The following is a 14,675-nucleotide window of genomic DNA, read 5'->3' on the forward strand; positions in this document are numbered from 1 at the left end:
ACATGCTTTACTCGACCTTCGGCGCGATTGACGCGATTTTTACCATGCGCCGATTGAGCTCTTTCTCAATGATTTTTGCTTCATAGGGTTTCATTTTCTTCCATCTCGCGCACTCTTCCCGTGTGCGGCCACAGCCAAGACACCAGCCACCTGGGCCAGTAAACACGCATACATCAATGCAGGGACTTTTTCGTTTTTTCATTTTTGTGAACTTATGATTGCAGAGCAGAAGGTCAACATAGCGGCTGAGCCCGGCAAAGAACACATCGGGCAGCGCGGAATATAAACCGACCCTGCAGCGCGGTAGACCTTAATGGGAAAGAGGCGGACGAAGTTAGCTTTCGCCATAGCCGCGCGAATGACTGCTTTGGATGGCAAGCTGCGTTTTAAGAGGTTGTTTGTCATCCACTTATTGCGCTCTCTTCAGTTCTTGCTCAGGCTATCGTCTGAGCGTAAGTAGGGTCGCCCGCTGCCTGCCATCTCTCAAGAAGTGTACCTCTATGCTTCTCTGCCCACGTGCGAATGCGCCGCGTTCGGCTGTTATAAAGTCAGAAGGTCTATGAAGAGGCGTGTTGTCGACTCTAGTGATGATATCTCCAGCTCGAAGGCCTGAAACACCAGCGGCGGCACCCGCCGCTATGCCTGTCACCCTGACGTTATCGCCATCGAGGAACAGGCTAAGGCCATCAATTTGAATGAAGTCTTCTGAAGGCTGGGCTGGTACACCGATTGAGCCTGCAACGTCGATGATCAGATCATTGTAGATACTGCGCCCCAAATAAAAAGTGCTGACTATGGAGAAGCCTATCGCAATGGCAACTAAACACGGATTTTTCTTGAATCTTTCATTAAAGAAGGAGCCGCTTGTAACTACGAAGATAATTGCGAGTAGACCTATCTTTATTGATAGAAGCATAGCCGTTCCCTAAAAAGTTTCAGGACTTGCTTAGCATCCCTTTGAGCGCTTTATAAACTTGCGGCCAACTCGATGCTAGCCTTCGTAGGTCGGATCCTGCTGTCACATTTTTTGGCCTCTGCTTTGGGGAACGGGTCATTGGTGCTCCGTGCAGCACCCGTTCCTCTGGGCTCACAGCCGACACCCCATTTCAACAGCATTCAAGACCCTGATCCCAAGATCAAGCGCCTCGGAACAGCGCGCTAAACACGTCACCTAAACAAAAGCACCCCCGCAGGGCGCTGCGAGGGTGGTTTTTTATTCCGTATCAGCCACCCGCGTGGCCGCGCACTTACTGTTCGCAGTGGCTCATCAGCGCTTCATATTTGCCGGTAACCCAACCAAGCGCCTCTTCGGGGTTGCGCTCTTCGACCTTGCCGATGAAGCGTTCAAACACCACCGCAGAACGGCTGTCATCCACCATGGCAAAGCTCTGTCCGGTCATCACCACATTGTAGACAAAAAACGCAATCGCAACCAAAAGAATGCCGCGCAGCACCCCAAAGAAAAAGCCGATGCCCTGATCCACACCACCCAGCGCAGAACGCTGCACCAGGGTGGAAAACAACGGGGTAAAGAACGACACAATGATCAGCGCAACCGCCAGCACCGCAAAGAAGCCCGCGATCAGCGCCAGCTCACAATTGTCCGCCAGGAATTCGCCGACAACCGGGATTTCCGCCATCAAAGGCTCAGCCTGGGGGGCAAACAGAAACGCCAGCACCGCAGCGGCGACCCAGCCCGCAATTGCCATGGCCTCGCGGACAAAACCGCGCGAATAGGCGAGCAATGCCGAAACTACAATTACCAGGGCTACAACCCCGTCGACTATGGTGAAATCTTCCATGTCCCTCGCCTGTCCTGCGCGATCAATCTAATGCACTTTATCCGGCCCCAAAGTATTCGCCGACAAATCCGGCAAGATCACTGGTCTTGCGCAGCTGCAACCCATCAATTGCAACGGACTTGCCCCCGCTTGGAGCTATCCCTGCGGTGAAACCAAGTTTTTGAGCTTCTTTCAACCGGTTTTCGGTCTGCGGAGCCGGGCGAAGGGCCCCTGAGAGCGAAATTTCTCCAAAAATCACTGTATCCGCGGGCAGCGACACATCTTCGCGGGCGCTGAGCAGCGCGGCGGCCACCGCCAGATCGGCGGCAGGCTCCTGAATTTTCATACCGCCCGCCACGTTGAGATAGACATCGAGCCCGGCAAAGGGAATGCCGCAGCGCGCTTCCAGCACTGCCAAAATCATCGCAAGGCGAGCATTGTCCCAGCCTACAACTGCGCGCCGCGGTTGCGAATGGGGCGAGGGGGCGACCAGCGCCTGCATCTCAACCAGAACCGGGCGGGTGCCTTCTATGCCTGCAAAAACCACCGATCCCGGAGCGGGTTCGCCGCGTTCTGATAAAAACAGCGCCGAGGGGTTGGTGACCTCAGCAAGCCCCTGGCCGGTCATTTCAAACACGCCAATTTCATCGGCGGGGCCAAAACGGTTTTTCACCGCGCGCAGAATGCGGAACTGATGGCCGCGTTCGCCTTCAAAATAAAGCACGGTATCAACCATATGTTCCACCACGCGCGGGCCTGCGATCTGGCCTTCCTTGGTGACATGGCCAACCATAACCACGGAAATCCCGTTGCGTTTGGCAAATGTTGTCAGCTCATGGGCGACGGCGCGCACCTGGGAAACAGAGCCCGGGGCGCTGTCGACATTGTCCACCCACATGGTTTGAATCGAATCAATAATGACCAGTTGCGGCGCTTCGCGTTCCAGCGTGGTGAGAATATCACGCAGATTGGTTTCCGCCGCGAGCTGCACCGGGGCCTGCGACAATCCCAGCCGCTGTGCCCGCATGCGCACCTGGGCTGAGGCTTCTTCGCCGCTGACATAGATGGTTTTCACCCCGGCCTGGGCAAACCGCGCGGCGGCCTGCAACAAGAGCGTGGATTTGCCAATGCCGGGATCACCGCCGACCAGAATGGCCGAGGCTGCCACCAGCCCGCCCCCAAGCACGCGATCCAGTTCGCCAACACCGCAGCAGATGCGCGGGGGCGGGGCCTCGGTGGCGGAAAGATCGGTAAGCACCACAGCGCGGCCGCGTTTGCTGCCCAGGGTCTTTTTGGTCGGACCATCAGCCGAAAGGCCCTTGTCCTCGGAAATGGTGTTCCACTCACCGCAGCCTTCGCAGCGCCCGGACCATTTTGAAAACGACGCTCCACAGCTGGAGCAGGAGAAACTTGTTTTTGCCATGTTGAACCTTTGCCCGATGTTCACCTTGTGTTCAAGCCCCATGCGCTCCCGCCAGTTGGGCGATCCCCTACGGTGATCTGCGCCTGTTGGGCCGCGCACCGCTGGCGCGGTGCTCAACACTTTCACCTTTTTAAAAATACTCCGGGGGTGAGGGCGTCAGCCCGAGGGGGCAGAGCCCCCTTTGTTGGTCATCAGCGATAAAACAAAGGAAGCGAGGATACAGAAGGTAAAAAGATAAAGCCCCCAGGCGGTTTCAACCGTCACAAGGCCGATGCCTTTGGCAAGCGTAATATAAAGCGCAATCAGGAAAATATCCGCCATCGCCAGTTTACCAAGCCCATGCAGCAGCAGGTGATGTTTTGCGTGCCCCATTTGCACCAGCAAAAGCCCGAGGAGTTTTGCCATCGGCGCAACAAGCGCAAACAGCGCCACCACAAGGGCGAGGAAAATATCACTGTCCCAAAGGCTGATCAGCCCGGTGATGACGCTGATTTCCGACAGGCCAAACAGCGGCAGGATCCCCGCGCGCATCAATGGCGCAGACCAGGCAATAGGATAGAGGATCAGCAAAGACAGGGTTGCGAGGCGTAATAACATATTTTGGTTCTATCAGAGCTGGGGCAAAATGCGCGTGCGGAAAATGGATGAAGCCGGAAGGCGGCTTAAACATGGGGTTGCCTTCGCGCAAGCCAAGGGCTGCGGCGCATAAACCTGTTGCTGTTTCTTGTGTTTTATCTTGTGTCCCGCCCTGAATATGGCTGTTTTCACAGGTGAAAACGGGGCCGTCAAAGACGGGGTCGTATAAAGAGTGGCGGCCGCCAAAACTGGAGGGCCGGGGCGGGGAAATTCCCCAATCAGAGCGCTCAGGATGCTGCGATCACCTGCACCTGGTCACGGGGGTTTTAGTCCCGGTCGAAAGGTGGTCTTGGGTGGGCGCGGCCCCCGTTTCTCCGTGGTTTTGCCTGAGCTGTGCTCGGTCTCAGGCGGTGGTCTGTCCGGACGTGTGATAGGCTAGTGCGCCGACATGAAACCTTCGTAAGTGGGGCGTACGGTGGGTGCGCAACACCTGCTGTTGTGCCGTGATCTGCTGTCGTGTTGTGTGTTTCGATATTCGCCTTTGGGTAGGATTTGCTTGAGAGAAGTATCGTGTCTGTTGAGTTTGTGCTTTTGCTGTTGGCTGTTGGTCTCTTTTTGCTTTTGTCCTACTGGGGCGGAGGCAGGAGGGCGGCGCGTCGCCGTGCGCGCAAGCGGCTCGGGCGCGACAGTCGACCTTACCGCGAGACGGTCGCCGCAGCGGGTGCGGCGGGCGATAAAGCAGGTGATATGGCAGGCGGTACGGCGGCGATGGATAACACCCCGCTCAGGGCCGATCTCACCTTTGAAAAGCGCAGGGTGATGCACGGATCGGAGCTTCAGCTGTTGTCCAAGGTGGAGCAAATCGCAAATGAGCAGGGCGCGGGCCATCGGGTGATGGCGCAGATCAGCCTGGGAGAGCTGATCCAGCCCCAGCAGCTGCGCGCACCGCAGAACACGAGCGATGCCGCGCTTGCATCGATTTATGAAAGCCGCGTTGGTTTGGTGGTGCTGGATTCCACAGGTGTGGTTGTTTTGGTGGTTGAAGCGCTGCCCAGCTACCCGGGGCAGGATGCGGTGTTGCTGCGCGATGCGGTAAAGCGCGAGGCGCTGCGCCGGGCCGGGATTCCGGTGGTGGAAGTGGAACAGGGTGTTGCGCTGAGCGCGCTGCGCGACCAGATGTTGCGCCATCTGGCAGAGCCCGCGCTGGAGATGGGGTAGGGCTGCGTCTGTGGCTGGGCGTAGGAGCCTCCGGCGGGAGTATTTTTGAAAAGGTGAAATACATAGTGCCCGCGGCAACTGGCGCAGCTCCCAAAGCACGGCAAGGCGTATATCAGCTGGCGGCATGGAGCGGTTGGCTTTCATTGCCTGAAAATGCCGCCATGGGTTTGCCTGTTTAGCGCACCGCCTCAATTGGTCCTTCTGCACTGCCGGAGATGAATTGCTCGACGTAGGGGTCTCCGGATGCGTCCATCTCGGCCACTGGGCCGGTCCAGCGGATTTTGCCGCCGTGCAGCATTGCCACATTGTCAGCAATGGCGCGCACCGAGGTCATATCATGGGTGATGGTCATGGCGGTGGCGCCCATTTCAACCACGATCTCACGAATGAGATCATTGATGACGCCGGACATGATCGGATCAAGCCCGGTTGTGGGCTCATCAAAAAAGATGATTTCGGGATCGGCGGCAATAGCGCGGGCGAGGCCGACGCGTTTTTGCATGCCGCCCGAAAGCTCAGCCGGGAAGCGATCGGCCACATCCGCCTTGAGCCCCACGCGGCGCAGTTTTTCGATGGCGATTTCGCGGGCTTCGTCTTTGGGGCGCGCCAATGACCCACGCAGCAGGCGGAAGGCGACGTTTTGCCAGACGGGCAGCGAGTCAAACAGCGCCCCGCCTTGAAACAACATGCCAAAGCGGGCCAGAAACGCATCGCGGTCCGTCTTGGTGACGTCTTGGCCATCCACAAAGATCTTGCCGCTGTCGGGCGTAATCAGGCCCAGCACAGATTTCAGCGACACCGATTTCCCGGTGCCAGAGCCGCCGATGATCACCATTGAGGTGCCTTTGGCGATCTCAAGATCAAAGCCGCGCAGCACCTGGTTGTCACCAAAGGATTTATGGACGTTTTCAAGACGGATCATAGCGAGAAGAACATCCCTGTGAGGACAAAATTGGCGGCGAGGATCAGCACGGCGGCGGCCTCGACCGAGGATTTTGTGGCGCGGCCCACGCCCTGGGCGCCGCGGCCCGATTGCATGCCGTAGTAACACCCCATCAGGGCGGCAATAACGCCGAAGGCTGCGCCTTTGGTCAGCGACGACACAATGTCGAGCCACTCCAGAAAATCGACGGTGTTTTTCAGATAGGCCGCCGGGTTGAAGCCGAGGTTCTGAGTTGCCACAACATAGCCGCCTAAGATGCCGATAATGTCACCCACACCCACCAGAATTGGCACCGTCAGCAGCGCCGCCAACACGCGGGGGGCCACCAGGTATTTCATCGGGTTGGTTGACAATGTGGTCAGCGCGTCGATTTGTTCGGTCACTTTCATGGTGGCGATTTCCGCCGCAATTGACGATGTCACCCGCGCCGCGATCATCAGGCCAGCAAGCACCGGTCCCAATTCGCGCACCATGCCGATGGCGACGATCTGCGGCACCACCGCTTCGGCGTTGAAACGCGCGCCGCCCGAGTAGATCTGCAGCGCCAATGCGCCGCCGGTGAACACCGCCGTGAGCCCCACAACCGGCAGCGACAGCCAGCCGATCTGCAACAGCGCCACCAGGAATTCACGCGGGTAAAACGGTGGCCGCAGCATATGGCTGAAGCTGGAGCCTGCAAAGATCGACACCCGCCCCATAGAGGCCAGGGTTGCCAGGGTTGCACGCCCCAGACGTGCAAGGAGAGCGGCGGGCGCAATCATCGTGGTATTATCCCTTGTAGGTGCGGGCGTAGCGGTGGCCAAGCGAGGTGAGGATCTCATAGCCGATGGTGCCTGCGGCATCAGCGACCTTATCCACGGTCTGCTCTGGGGTGAGGAGCGACAGATGCGCGGGGATCTCGGCCAGATCGGTGACATCCACGGTGATGAGATCCATCGACACCCGGCCCACCACCGGGCAGGCGGTGTCACCGGCATAAAGCTGAATACCACCCGAGCCCATGGCGCGAATAAGCCCATCGGCGTAGCCTGCGGCAACGGTGGCAATCTGGCTGGGGCGTTTCGCCGTCCACATATTGCCATAACCCACGGTTTCACCCGCGGCGAGCGCGCGGGTCTGGATCACCGGCAAATCAAGCTGCACCACTGGCATCGCATCGCCAAAGGGCAAGCCGCCATAAAGACCAATGCCCGGACGGCAAAGATCAAAGTGGTAATCGCGTCCCAAAAGCAGCCCGCCGGTGGCCGAAAGCGAGCGGGGGATTTCGATGCCATCGGTGAGGTCGCGGAAGGTTTTAAGCTGATGCGCGTTCATGCCGTGGCCCGGCTCATCGGCGCAGGCCAGATGCGACATCAACAATACCGGCCCTTGCCCCAGCGCAATATCACGCACAGCAGCCCATTCGCCGGGCTCCATCCCGAGCCGGTTCATGCCGGTATCAAGCTGCACCCCAAAGGGCAGGCCGGGCAGGGTTTCAATCTGGCGCAGCAATTGATCAAGCGAGTTGATCATCGGCGTCAGTTGAAAGTCTTTCAGCAGTTTCGCGTCGCCTTCCATATGGCCGGAGAACACCGAAATACCGGGGCCCGCACCAAGCGCACGGCGCAGCGCCACGCCTTCTTCGGCGACGGCGACAAAGAAATTACGCGCGCCCGCATTGGCGAGCGCAGTGGCCGCACGGCCTGCATCCAGGCCGTAGCCATTTGCCTTGACCACTGCGGCGGTTTCGCAATTGGTCTTTGCATCCAGCGCGCGCCAGTTGGTCACCAGCGCGTCGAGATCGATTGTTAGTTTAGCGGTACTCATGCGCTTGTTCATGACATCTGCGCGGGGCAGGTCAAGTGGGAAAGTTCTGACCGCGAGGGTTGAGCGGGGATTTGTGGGGGGCTCACGCCCAATCGAACATGTCAGGAATTGTTGGGTACATATATTGTGCCGATCTTGGCCGGTTGAACCAGACGCTTCCGAATGGCGGTCATCGTCACCAACAGTTTGCTGCTCATATCAAATTTGCGAAAAAGATTATTCCAGTGAAATCTTACGGTGTGATGTGTCACACCGAGTAGTTGCGCTATTTCACTATCTGTTTTTCCTTCGGCAGCCCAGGACAGGACATCCTTTTCACGTTTGGTCAGTGCGATCGGAGGTTTCTGCGAAAACGTGCTTGTGATTTTGTCGTGCAGAGCAGTTGCAAGAACAGTGACTTTGGCAAAGTCCTCAAGTGAGGGATCTTTTTCAAAAATCTTCTTGGATACGGCGATGCCCGAGACTTCTCCGAATTGATTAATAAATGAAATTCCTATTCCGTCCGCCAGACCTGCGTCGGATGCATCTCGCATAAATTGCTCAGATACAGCTATTTCATGATCTGGAGTAAGCTTGTCCTGCCTCATCTCTGCCATGGCATCGCGCCAGCTGAAGGCACCAGAGCGACGCAAAAGACGTGCCCAAACCGGATCATACTTCTGGAACCCATGTTCGGTGTAGTAGCTGACCCAGTCAGCAGGATAGCTAGTGGCAAAGCCGTATTTGGACTGAGCGCCAAGCGAAGCGTGATCTGTTATGAAGGAGTGGTTTGCTTTGTCAAAGCCCAGAGGGGACAGTATGGCTGCAAAACTGGTAAATGCAGCTTCAGCTGTGCGCGCGTTCTGAACCTGTTCAAGAGATGTTTCTAAGTTCATCGCTCTAAACCAAAAAAATAAAAAAATCAGATGGTTAAGGGGTTCTGTAAGTGCCCCTAACAACTCTGTGAGTTACGTACCTCATTGAAATTTGAAAATACAACTATTGGAAGGTTTTTCAAATAAATACTCAGGAGTAGAGTGCTATGAAGTTTGTTCAATCACGTGCTGCCATGTTGGGAGCGTTTCTGGCGCTTGCGCCATGTATTGGGAGTGCTGCGTCTCTAAAGCTGGACATCACAGCTTCAAACTTTGAGAATTATGATTATGTCGATCTATTTGGCATAACCAATTCGGATGGAGAAGTTCACTTTTCTATAGAAGTCGCGCCAGGTGAGAATGACCTCCCTCTCTTCGATAGGTCTCCTAACTTTGTGAATTTTGCTTACTTCCCCACGCAGCAGCCAGTAGTTGCATTCGATGGATTGGAATTTCGTGGGATTACCGGTAATCCTTCCAATACGTCGAGATTTGATCTAAATTACGTCATTGTTAATGATCGACTACCAACCGCCACAACGGCTACATCAGACCTGATTCTGTCCGAAATTCGCACTTTTACGACAAATAATATAGGTAATTCAAGAATTAACTATGCATATGTGTACTTGGATTATGGCGATAATGCCTGGTCAGGAACCGACTTTCCTGAAAAAGAAATTCTTGAATCACCTGTAAGTGCTCGCCTACTTTTATCATTTTCTGATCTTGGTCGTGAAGACCCGGTTGATGGCGGTTTCTTTGGTTTTACCAGCGCTTCCAACGATCTTGTGATATCTGCAACAGTAGTATCGGATTTGGCTCCAGTACCACTCCCCGCATCGGCCTTGCTGTTGCTTGGAGGGGGCGGTGCTTTGGGGGCGCTGCGTTTGAAAAAGCAAAGAAAACGTACGGCCTAAAATATAGGACTCAGAGGGTTATCTTGCCCTCTGTGGCTTACGCGACCCGTTTGCACCAGCTGGCGGCCTCTGATCCTTCAGCGGCCGCCGCTTTTTCTCCTGCTTTCTGAGCGATCGGACCCCTAATACTCTTCCTGCCCCTGCTGCCAGGGTTTGGCGAGGTTGCCGAAGCGGGTGAATTGGGCCTCAAACGCCAGCTCTACCGTGCCGATGGGGCCGTGACGCTGTTTGCCGACAATCACTTCGGCCTTGGCGTGCAGGCGCTCCATCGCCTGTTTCCATTCTTCCATTTTATCGAGCTCATGATCGCCGGGCTTTTCGCGTTCCTTGTAGTATTCTTCGCGGAACACAAACATCACCACATCGGCGTCCTGCTCGATCGAGCCGGATTCACGCAGGTCCGAGAGCTGCGGGCGTTTGTCGTCGCGGCTTTCCACCTGGCGCGACAGCTGGGAGAGGGCGACGACGGGGATGTTGAGCTCTTTGGCGATGGCTTTCATACCCATTGAGATCTCGGCGATCTCGTTCACCCGGTTGTCGGACATGCCGCGGCAGAGCTGCAGGTAGTCGATCACCAGCAGATCAAGCCCATGGGTCCGTTTCAGGCGGCGGGCGCGGGCGGCGAGCTGTGAGATCGGGATCGCGGGGGTGTCATCAATAAAGAGCGGGCAGCTTTCGAGATCTTTGGCGGCCTGAACAAAGCGGCGAAATTCACCCTCGGTCATGTCACCCTGGCGGATCTTGTGGCTGGAGATTTCAGACGCTTCAGCCAGGATACGACCGGCGAGCTGTTCGGCGGACATTTCGAGCGAGAAGAAGCCCACCACGCCGCCATCGGTTGCGCCCTCGGATCCGTCGGCTTTGGTGCCGCGTTTATAGGCTTTGGCGACGTTAAAGGCGATGTTGGTTGCAAGCGAGGTTTTCCCCATCGAGGGACGTCCCGCAAGGATCAGCAAATCCGACGGGTGCAGGCCGCCGAGCTGTTTATCAAGGTCGGCAAGACCGGTGGAAATCCCCGCCATGCCGCCGCCGCGCTGGTAGGCTTCGTTGGTGACATTGACCGCCTCGGTGACGGCCTTGAGGAAGGATTTAAAGCCGCTTTCGGTCTGGCCCTGTTCGGCGAGCGAATAAAGCGACTGTTCGGCTTCTACGATCTGTTCTTTGGGTTCCGAGGCCACATCAACCCGGCGGGCCTTGTCGGCGATGGAGTTGCCAAGCGCGATAAGCTCGCGCCGGATCGCCAGATCATAGATCATCTGGGCGTAATCACGCACCGCAAAAGACGAAATCGAGGCCCCGGCCAGTTTCACCAGATAGGCCGCACCGCCGAGTTCTTTGAGCCCTGCGTCATCTTCCATGAAGGCCTTGAGCGTCACCGGAGACGCCAGCGCGTTTTTGGAGATCCGGGCGGCGGCAACTTCAAAGATGCGCGCATGCACCGGGTCATAGAAATGGCCCGCGTTGATGGTCAGCGCGATGCGGTCATAGACGTCATTATTGGTGAGGATCGCACCGAGAAGCTGCTGTTCCGCCTCGATCGAGTGGGGCAGCTCATTGGAGGTGCCAGAATCATCCATCGGGGCGGGCAGGGGCGCGTCGCCCTCAAAGGATCTGATCTCGTTCATTCTATGCTGTCTCGCTTGCCTATGAGCTGAGGTTTTAACCCAAGCGGGGTGCGTGACGCAATCTGGATAAGTCTGGGGATAAGCTGGGGGTGGGCGGAGCTGCGCGCAGATGGCGGTTGTCTTCATCCAGACAAGGATCGTCTCAGGTAGCGTAACAGGCCGACCACCACCATCCCGATTGGCACCCATAAAAGAACATATATGAGATAGAACCCTAGACCAAATAATGGATATAAGAATGTGCCAATATCGGTGTTAAGAACGATACATGTCTCAGGTCCTCTCGCCGTTATTTTACACCCTGATAGAGAGGCTAAGAGATAGATTAGAAAACCGATAGCCCAAAACATAAATGGTCCTAGAATGATAAACAGTATTGTTATCGAGGACAGGCTCTCATCTGAATGTTTCATTCAACAGACGTCTCCCCTTGTGCTGTTTCATGGCGGAAAAAAGTACTCCCGTGCATTCATTTTGAGGTTGGCGGGTCGAAGGCTGCTGCAAGAATAGTTAAGGTAGTTTTGAATTGGCCAATAGCTCGTAAATGGCCTTGTTTGACGCCGCTTCCCAACAGAACCACGGTTAAGGGTTAGCGGCAGCGAGAATATGTTCTGCTACGCAAAATGTCTCTTCGATGTCCGGCGTCATTTTGCCTGCGCTTTCTATCGCGGCCTTATCTGCGCGGATGCCTGCGAGCAGATCTTGGGTCAGGCCGGGTTTGATGTGTTCCAGTCGGGGCAGCAGGGCGGCAAGAATGTAGTTTGCGCCGGAAGAATTGGCCGAGTGATTCATGGGGATTCCCTTGTTGTGGAAACGGCCTCAGCTTAGGGGCAAGGCGGCGAAGAGGCCAAGCGGAAAGCGTTTGCACCGATTTGGGGTGTGCTGGTTCAGGAAAGAACGGCATTGGGCCACATTGCAGGTGTTTTTACGGGGGGCACGGTTTGAAGGGAGTTCTGATCGTGCCGATTGCAGGTCTTGGCAGGCCATCTAAGCGACGGCCTGCCGATTGGTGGATTTACCTGCGTTTGCGGAGTTTGAGGCCGAGGCCGCTGTCTTTGAGTTCTTCGCAGCTTTGGGCGCTGCCCATCTCGCAGCCGCGCTCAAAATAGGCGATGGCCTGGTCTTTGTCTTTGGCCACACCGTCGCCGTCGCGCAGGTGGAACCCCATGGCGTTACAGCCTGAGGCGTGGTTGAGCTCACAGGATTTTTCGAAATAGCGCACCGCGGCGCTGCGGTCGCGGGGGGTGCCGTTGCCTTCGCGGTGGAGCCAGGCGAGGCTGTTGCAGGCGAGGCCATCGCCCGCCTCGCAGCTTTGGCTATAAAGCGCGAGGGCCAGTTTTAAGTCCTGCGCGATGCCTCTGCCGTGTTGTCTGGCATTGCCCAGATTGGTGCAGGCAAAGGTGTGGTTCATATCGCAGGCCTGCTGGTAATAGGCTGCGGCTGTGACCGCATCATGTTCCACCCCATTGGCATGTTCATACTGCAGACCCAGATTGTAGCAGGCGGCATCTTCGCCCATGTCGCAGCCCAGTTTGGAATAGTGAAGGGCCTTTTCATAGTCGATTTCCGTGATATCGCCCTTGGCATAAGAGGCGCCAAGCTGGCTGCAGCCATGCCCATGGCCACCGTCGCAGCCGCGCTGATAATACTCCATCGCCAGAGAGGCATCGCGGGCAACGACGTCGCCGTTTTCATAGAAGATGCCTGCATAGGTGCAGCCGGTGGCATCATAGCCATAGCCGCCTTCGCAGGCGGTGCGGTATTTGGCCAACCCCAGCTGTTTGTCCATCAGCGTGCCATAGCCATATTCATACATATTGCCGAGCGAGCGGCAGCTTCTCCATTGCTGGCGGTCACAGGCGTAGGCATGCAGCAATGCGGCGCGGGGCTGGTCTTTTTCCACACCTCTGCCTGAGGCCAGCATATAGGCAAGGTTTGAGCAGGCCGAGGCAATGCGGCCGGTGCAGGCGGTTTCGAAATGCGGCGCTGCGCGGGTGTCATCCTTGGCGATCCCGTGGCCGTCCTGCAGCATTTCAGCAAAACTGTTGCAGCCAAAAAGATGCCCGGTGCTGCAGGCCTTGCCAAAGACTTCGGCGGCGCGGGGCGCATCCGCAGCAAAGTTTTTCTGCGGCAGTTTTGTCCCATCGGATTGGGTGTTTTCGCGCCCGTAGCGCAAGATATTGCCAAGCTCATTACAGGCCCAGCCGACGTTTTCGTCACAGCCCACAGTCAGATAGGCCACGCCCTGAATGTAGTTGAGATCGGTGCCTTCGGCGCGGGCAAACATATAGCCAGCATCGGCGCAGCTGCGTTGATAGCCTGCGTCACAGGCCTGAGTATAAAGCGCCAGCGCCTTGGCATTGTCGGGCGAAACCGTATCGCCTTCGTAATACATATGACCAAGCTTGAAACAGCTTTCCATGTCACCGCCGCTGCAACCCGTGTCGAGCTGGGTGAACCGATCTGACTGTTGCTGGGCAAAACCGGGAGCGGCAAGCAGGGCAAGGGCCAGCGACGCGCTGGTCACTGATGCACGGGTAACCGTGGCATGGGCTAAACTGGCAAAATAACGCTTGTAGTTCATTCGAAGTCCTTTGAAACAGCAGCCGCAAAAACACCGCGCGGTTGCTTCACATGATAAATTCTTAATAAGCGTTTAAGGCGAGAATGTGGAGTGATCCAGCAATCTTAGCCTGTTCCTGACCGTCATTTGGGGCAGGGGTGGCCGTTGCGCATAAAAGAAAAGCCCGGCGAACTACGCCGGGCTTTTGTGTTGGTCTGATGGCCGCGCTATCTGGCGGAGCCCTTTATTTGCTATCTGGCGGGCGCGTTATTTCTTGTTGGCTTCCTGCCAGGCGCGCGGGTCGTTGAGGAATTTTTCAACTTCGGCCAGGGTTTTGTCATCAAAAGCTTTTTGCGCCTTGGCTTCGGCCAGAACATCCCACCAGGTGCACAGGTAATGCAGCTCGACGCCGTGGTCACCCAGGCGTTTGGTGGTTTCGGGGAAGATGTCATAGTAGAAAATCACCGCTGTGTGGCCGCAAGACGCGCCGGTGTCGCGGATCGCATCCACAAACGATAGTTTCGAGCCGCCATCGGTGGTCATGTCTTCCACCAGAAGCACGCGCTGCTCCTCTGTCATCACCCCTTCGATGCGGGCGTTGCGGCCGTAGCCCTTGGGCTTTTTGCGCACGTAGGTCATTGGCAGCGCCATACGTTCGGCCACCAATGCGCCAAAGGGGATGCCCGCGGTTTCGCCACCGGCGATATTGTCAAAGGCTTCAAAGCCTGCGTTGCGCATCACCGTGATGGTCAGGAAATCCATCAGGGTTGAGCGGATGCGCGGAAATGAGATCAGCTTGCGGCAGTCGATGTAGCTGGGCGACGGCAGGCCCGAGGCCAGGGTGTAGGGCTCATCTGTGTTGAAGTTCACCGCGCCGATTTCGAGCAGCATACGAGCGGAGAGGCGGGCGATTTCTTCGCGGGAGGGGAAAGATGTGGGGATCATGGGCAGAACCTTTATGGCGGG

General features: G+C 56.6%; 15 protein-coding genes. 2 read left to right on the forward strand and 13 right to left on the reverse strand.

From position 1 onward, the window contains the following. Positions 1 to 7 precede the first annotated feature (7 nt). The 5 genes from GG681_RS00680 to GG681_RS00700 all read right to left on the reverse strand — a co-directional run bounded on the left by GG681_RS00680 (position 8) and on the right by GG681_RS00700 (position 3,801). Positions 8 to 202: a DUF1289 domain-containing protein gene (locus GG681_RS00680; RefSeq protein WP_153544080.1), complete on the reverse strand. Its 195-nt coding sequence runs from the start codon at positions 200 to 202 to the stop codon at positions 8 to 10. Positions 203 to 439: 237 nt separating this feature from the next. Beyond that, entirely contained in the window at positions 440 to 916 is a 477-nt protein-coding gene (locus GG681_RS00685) for a PDZ domain-containing protein (protein ID WP_153544082.1), read from the reverse strand. 331 nt (positions 917 to 1,247) lie between these two features. Next, positions 1,248 to 1,802, reverse strand: coding sequence for a CvpA family protein (locus GG681_RS00690; protein WP_153544084.1), 555 nt, complete (start codon positions 1,800 to 1,802; stop codon positions 1,248 to 1,250). A gap of 37 nt (positions 1,803 to 1,839) precedes the next feature. Continuing rightward, a complete protein-coding gene (radA, locus tag GG681_RS00695) occupies positions 1,840 to 3,204 on the reverse strand; it encodes a DNA repair protein RadA (RefSeq protein WP_153545117.1) in 1,365 nt (454 codons plus the stop codon). A 156-nt stretch (positions 3,205 to 3,360) separates the two neighbouring features. Next, complete coding sequence (locus tag GG681_RS00700) at positions 3,361 to 3,801, reverse strand: paraquat-inducible protein A (protein WP_153544086.1); 441 nt, start codon at positions 3,799 to 3,801, stop codon at positions 3,361 to 3,363. A gap of 549 nt (positions 3,802 to 4,350) precedes the next feature. On the opposite strand from GG681_RS00700, the gene GG681_RS18050 reads away from it, so the two are divergent. Next, complete coding sequence (locus GG681_RS18050) at positions 4,351 to 4,998, forward strand: DUF2726 domain-containing protein (protein WP_153544088.1); 648 nt, start codon at positions 4,351 to 4,353, stop codon at positions 4,996 to 4,998. 175 nt (positions 4,999 to 5,173) lie between these two features. Here GG681_RS18050 and GG681_RS00710 read toward each other — a convergent pair whose 3' ends face one another. From GG681_RS00710 to GG681_RS00725, 4 genes are all read right to left on the reverse strand, one after another. Continuing rightward, on the reverse strand, positions 5,174 to 5,920 hold the full coding sequence (locus GG681_RS00710) for an ABC transporter ATP-binding protein (RefSeq protein WP_153544090.1): 747 nt from the start codon (positions 5,918 to 5,920) through the stop codon (positions 5,174 to 5,176). Continuing rightward, a complete protein-coding gene (locus tag GG681_RS00715; protein WP_328593246.1) occupies positions 5,917 to 6,699 on the reverse strand; it encodes an MlaE family ABC transporter permease in 783 nt (260 codons plus the stop codon). The genes GG681_RS00710 and GG681_RS00715 overlap by 4 nt, the downstream gene beginning before the upstream one ends. A gap of 10 nt (positions 6,700 to 6,709) precedes the next feature. Next, complete coding sequence (alr, locus tag GG681_RS00720; protein WP_153544095.1) at positions 6,710 to 7,747, reverse strand: alanine racemase; 1,038 nt, start codon at positions 7,745 to 7,747, stop codon at positions 6,710 to 6,712. 101 nt (positions 7,748 to 7,848) lie between these two features. After that, positions 7,849 to 8,622, reverse strand: a complete 774-nt coding sequence (locus GG681_RS00725; RefSeq protein ID WP_153544097.1) for an autoinducer binding domain-containing protein — start codon at positions 8,620 to 8,622, stop codon at positions 7,849 to 7,851. A gap of 146 nt (positions 8,623 to 8,768) precedes the next feature. Between GG681_RS00725 and GG681_RS17825 the strand changes: the two genes are divergently transcribed. Then, positions 8,769 to 9,521, forward strand: a complete 753-nt coding sequence (locus tag GG681_RS17825) for a hypothetical protein (RefSeq protein WP_235899686.1) — start codon at positions 8,769 to 8,771, stop codon at positions 9,519 to 9,521. 122 nt (positions 9,522 to 9,643) lie between these two features. Here GG681_RS17825 and GG681_RS00735 read toward each other — a convergent pair whose 3' ends face one another. The 4 genes from GG681_RS00735 to GG681_RS00750 all read right to left on the reverse strand — a co-directional run bounded on the left by GG681_RS00735 (position 9,644) and on the right by GG681_RS00750 (position 14,654). Then, positions 9,644 to 11,146, reverse strand: coding sequence for a replicative DNA helicase (locus GG681_RS00735; protein ID WP_153544099.1), 1,503 nt, complete (start codon positions 11,144 to 11,146; stop codon positions 9,644 to 9,646). 582 nt (positions 11,147 to 11,728) lie between these two features. After that, entirely contained in the window at positions 11,729 to 11,938 is a 210-nt protein-coding gene (locus GG681_RS00740) for a hypothetical protein (RefSeq protein ID WP_153544101.1), read from the reverse strand. Between the two features lie 223 nt (positions 11,939 to 12,161). After that, positions 12,162 to 13,730, reverse strand: a complete 1,569-nt coding sequence (locus GG681_RS00745) for a tetratricopeptide repeat protein (RefSeq protein ID WP_153544103.1) — start codon at positions 13,728 to 13,730, stop codon at positions 12,162 to 12,164. Positions 13,731 to 13,976: 246 nt separating this feature from the next. After that, a complete protein-coding gene (locus tag GG681_RS00750; RefSeq protein ID WP_153544105.1) occupies positions 13,977 to 14,654 on the reverse strand; it encodes an orotate phosphoribosyltransferase in 678 nt (225 codons plus the stop codon). Positions 14,655 to 14,675 lie beyond the last annotated feature (21 nt).

Source organism: Tritonibacter aquimaris (assembly GCF_009617595.1).
In the GTDB taxonomy this organism is placed as follows: Bacteria; Pseudomonadota; Alphaproteobacteria; order Rhodobacterales; family Rhodobacteraceae; genus Epibacterium; species Epibacterium aquimaris.

Excerpts from the sequence above, each read along its gene's own strand:
- GG681_RS00680 (WP_153544080.1), bottom strand. The coding sequence starts at position 202 with ATGAAAAAACGAAAAAGTCCCTGCATTGATGTATGCGTGTTTACTGGC.
- GG681_RS00685 (WP_153544082.1), bottom strand. The coding sequence starts at position 916 with ATGCTTCTATCAATAAAGATAGGTCTACTCGCAATTATCTTCGTAGTT.
- GG681_RS00690 (WP_153544084.1), bottom strand. The coding sequence starts at position 1,802 with ATGGAAGATTTCACCATAGTCGACGGGGTTGTAGCCCTGGTAATTGTA.
- radA (WP_153545117.1), bottom strand. The coding sequence starts at position 3,204 with ATGGCAAAAACAAGTTTCTCCTGCTCCAGCTGTGGAGCGTCGTTTTCA.
- GG681_RS00700 (WP_153544086.1), bottom strand. The coding sequence starts at position 3,801 with ATGTTATTACGCCTCGCAACCCTGTCTTTGCTGATCCTCTATCCTATT.
- GG681_RS00710 (WP_153544090.1), bottom strand. The coding sequence starts at position 5,920 with ATGATCCGTCTTGAAAACGTCCATAAATCCTTTGGTGACAACCAGGTG.
- alr (WP_153544095.1), bottom strand. The coding sequence starts at position 7,747 with ATGAGTACCGCTAAACTAACAATCGATCTCGACGCGCTGGTGACCAAC.
- GG681_RS00725 (WP_153544097.1), bottom strand. The coding sequence starts at position 8,622 with ATGAACTTAGAAACATCTCTTGAACAGGTTCAGAACGCGCGCACAGCT.
- GG681_RS17825 (WP_235899686.1), top strand. The coding sequence starts at position 8,769 with ATGAAGTTTGTTCAATCACGTGCTGCCATGTTGGGAGCGTTTCTGGCG.
- GG681_RS00735 (WP_153544099.1), bottom strand. The coding sequence starts at position 11,146 with ATGAACGAGATCAGATCCTTTGAGGGCGACGCGCCCCTGCCCGCCCCG.
- GG681_RS00740 (WP_153544101.1), bottom strand. The coding sequence starts at position 11,938 with ATGAATCACTCGGCCAATTCTTCCGGCGCAAACTACATTCTTGCCGCC.
- GG681_RS00745 (WP_153544103.1), bottom strand. The coding sequence starts at position 13,730 with ATGAACTACAAGCGTTATTTTGCCAGTTTAGCCCATGCCACGGTTACC.
- GG681_RS00750 (WP_153544105.1), bottom strand. The coding sequence starts at position 14,654 with ATGATCCCCACATCTTTCCCCTCCCGCGAAGAAATCGCCCGCCTCTCC.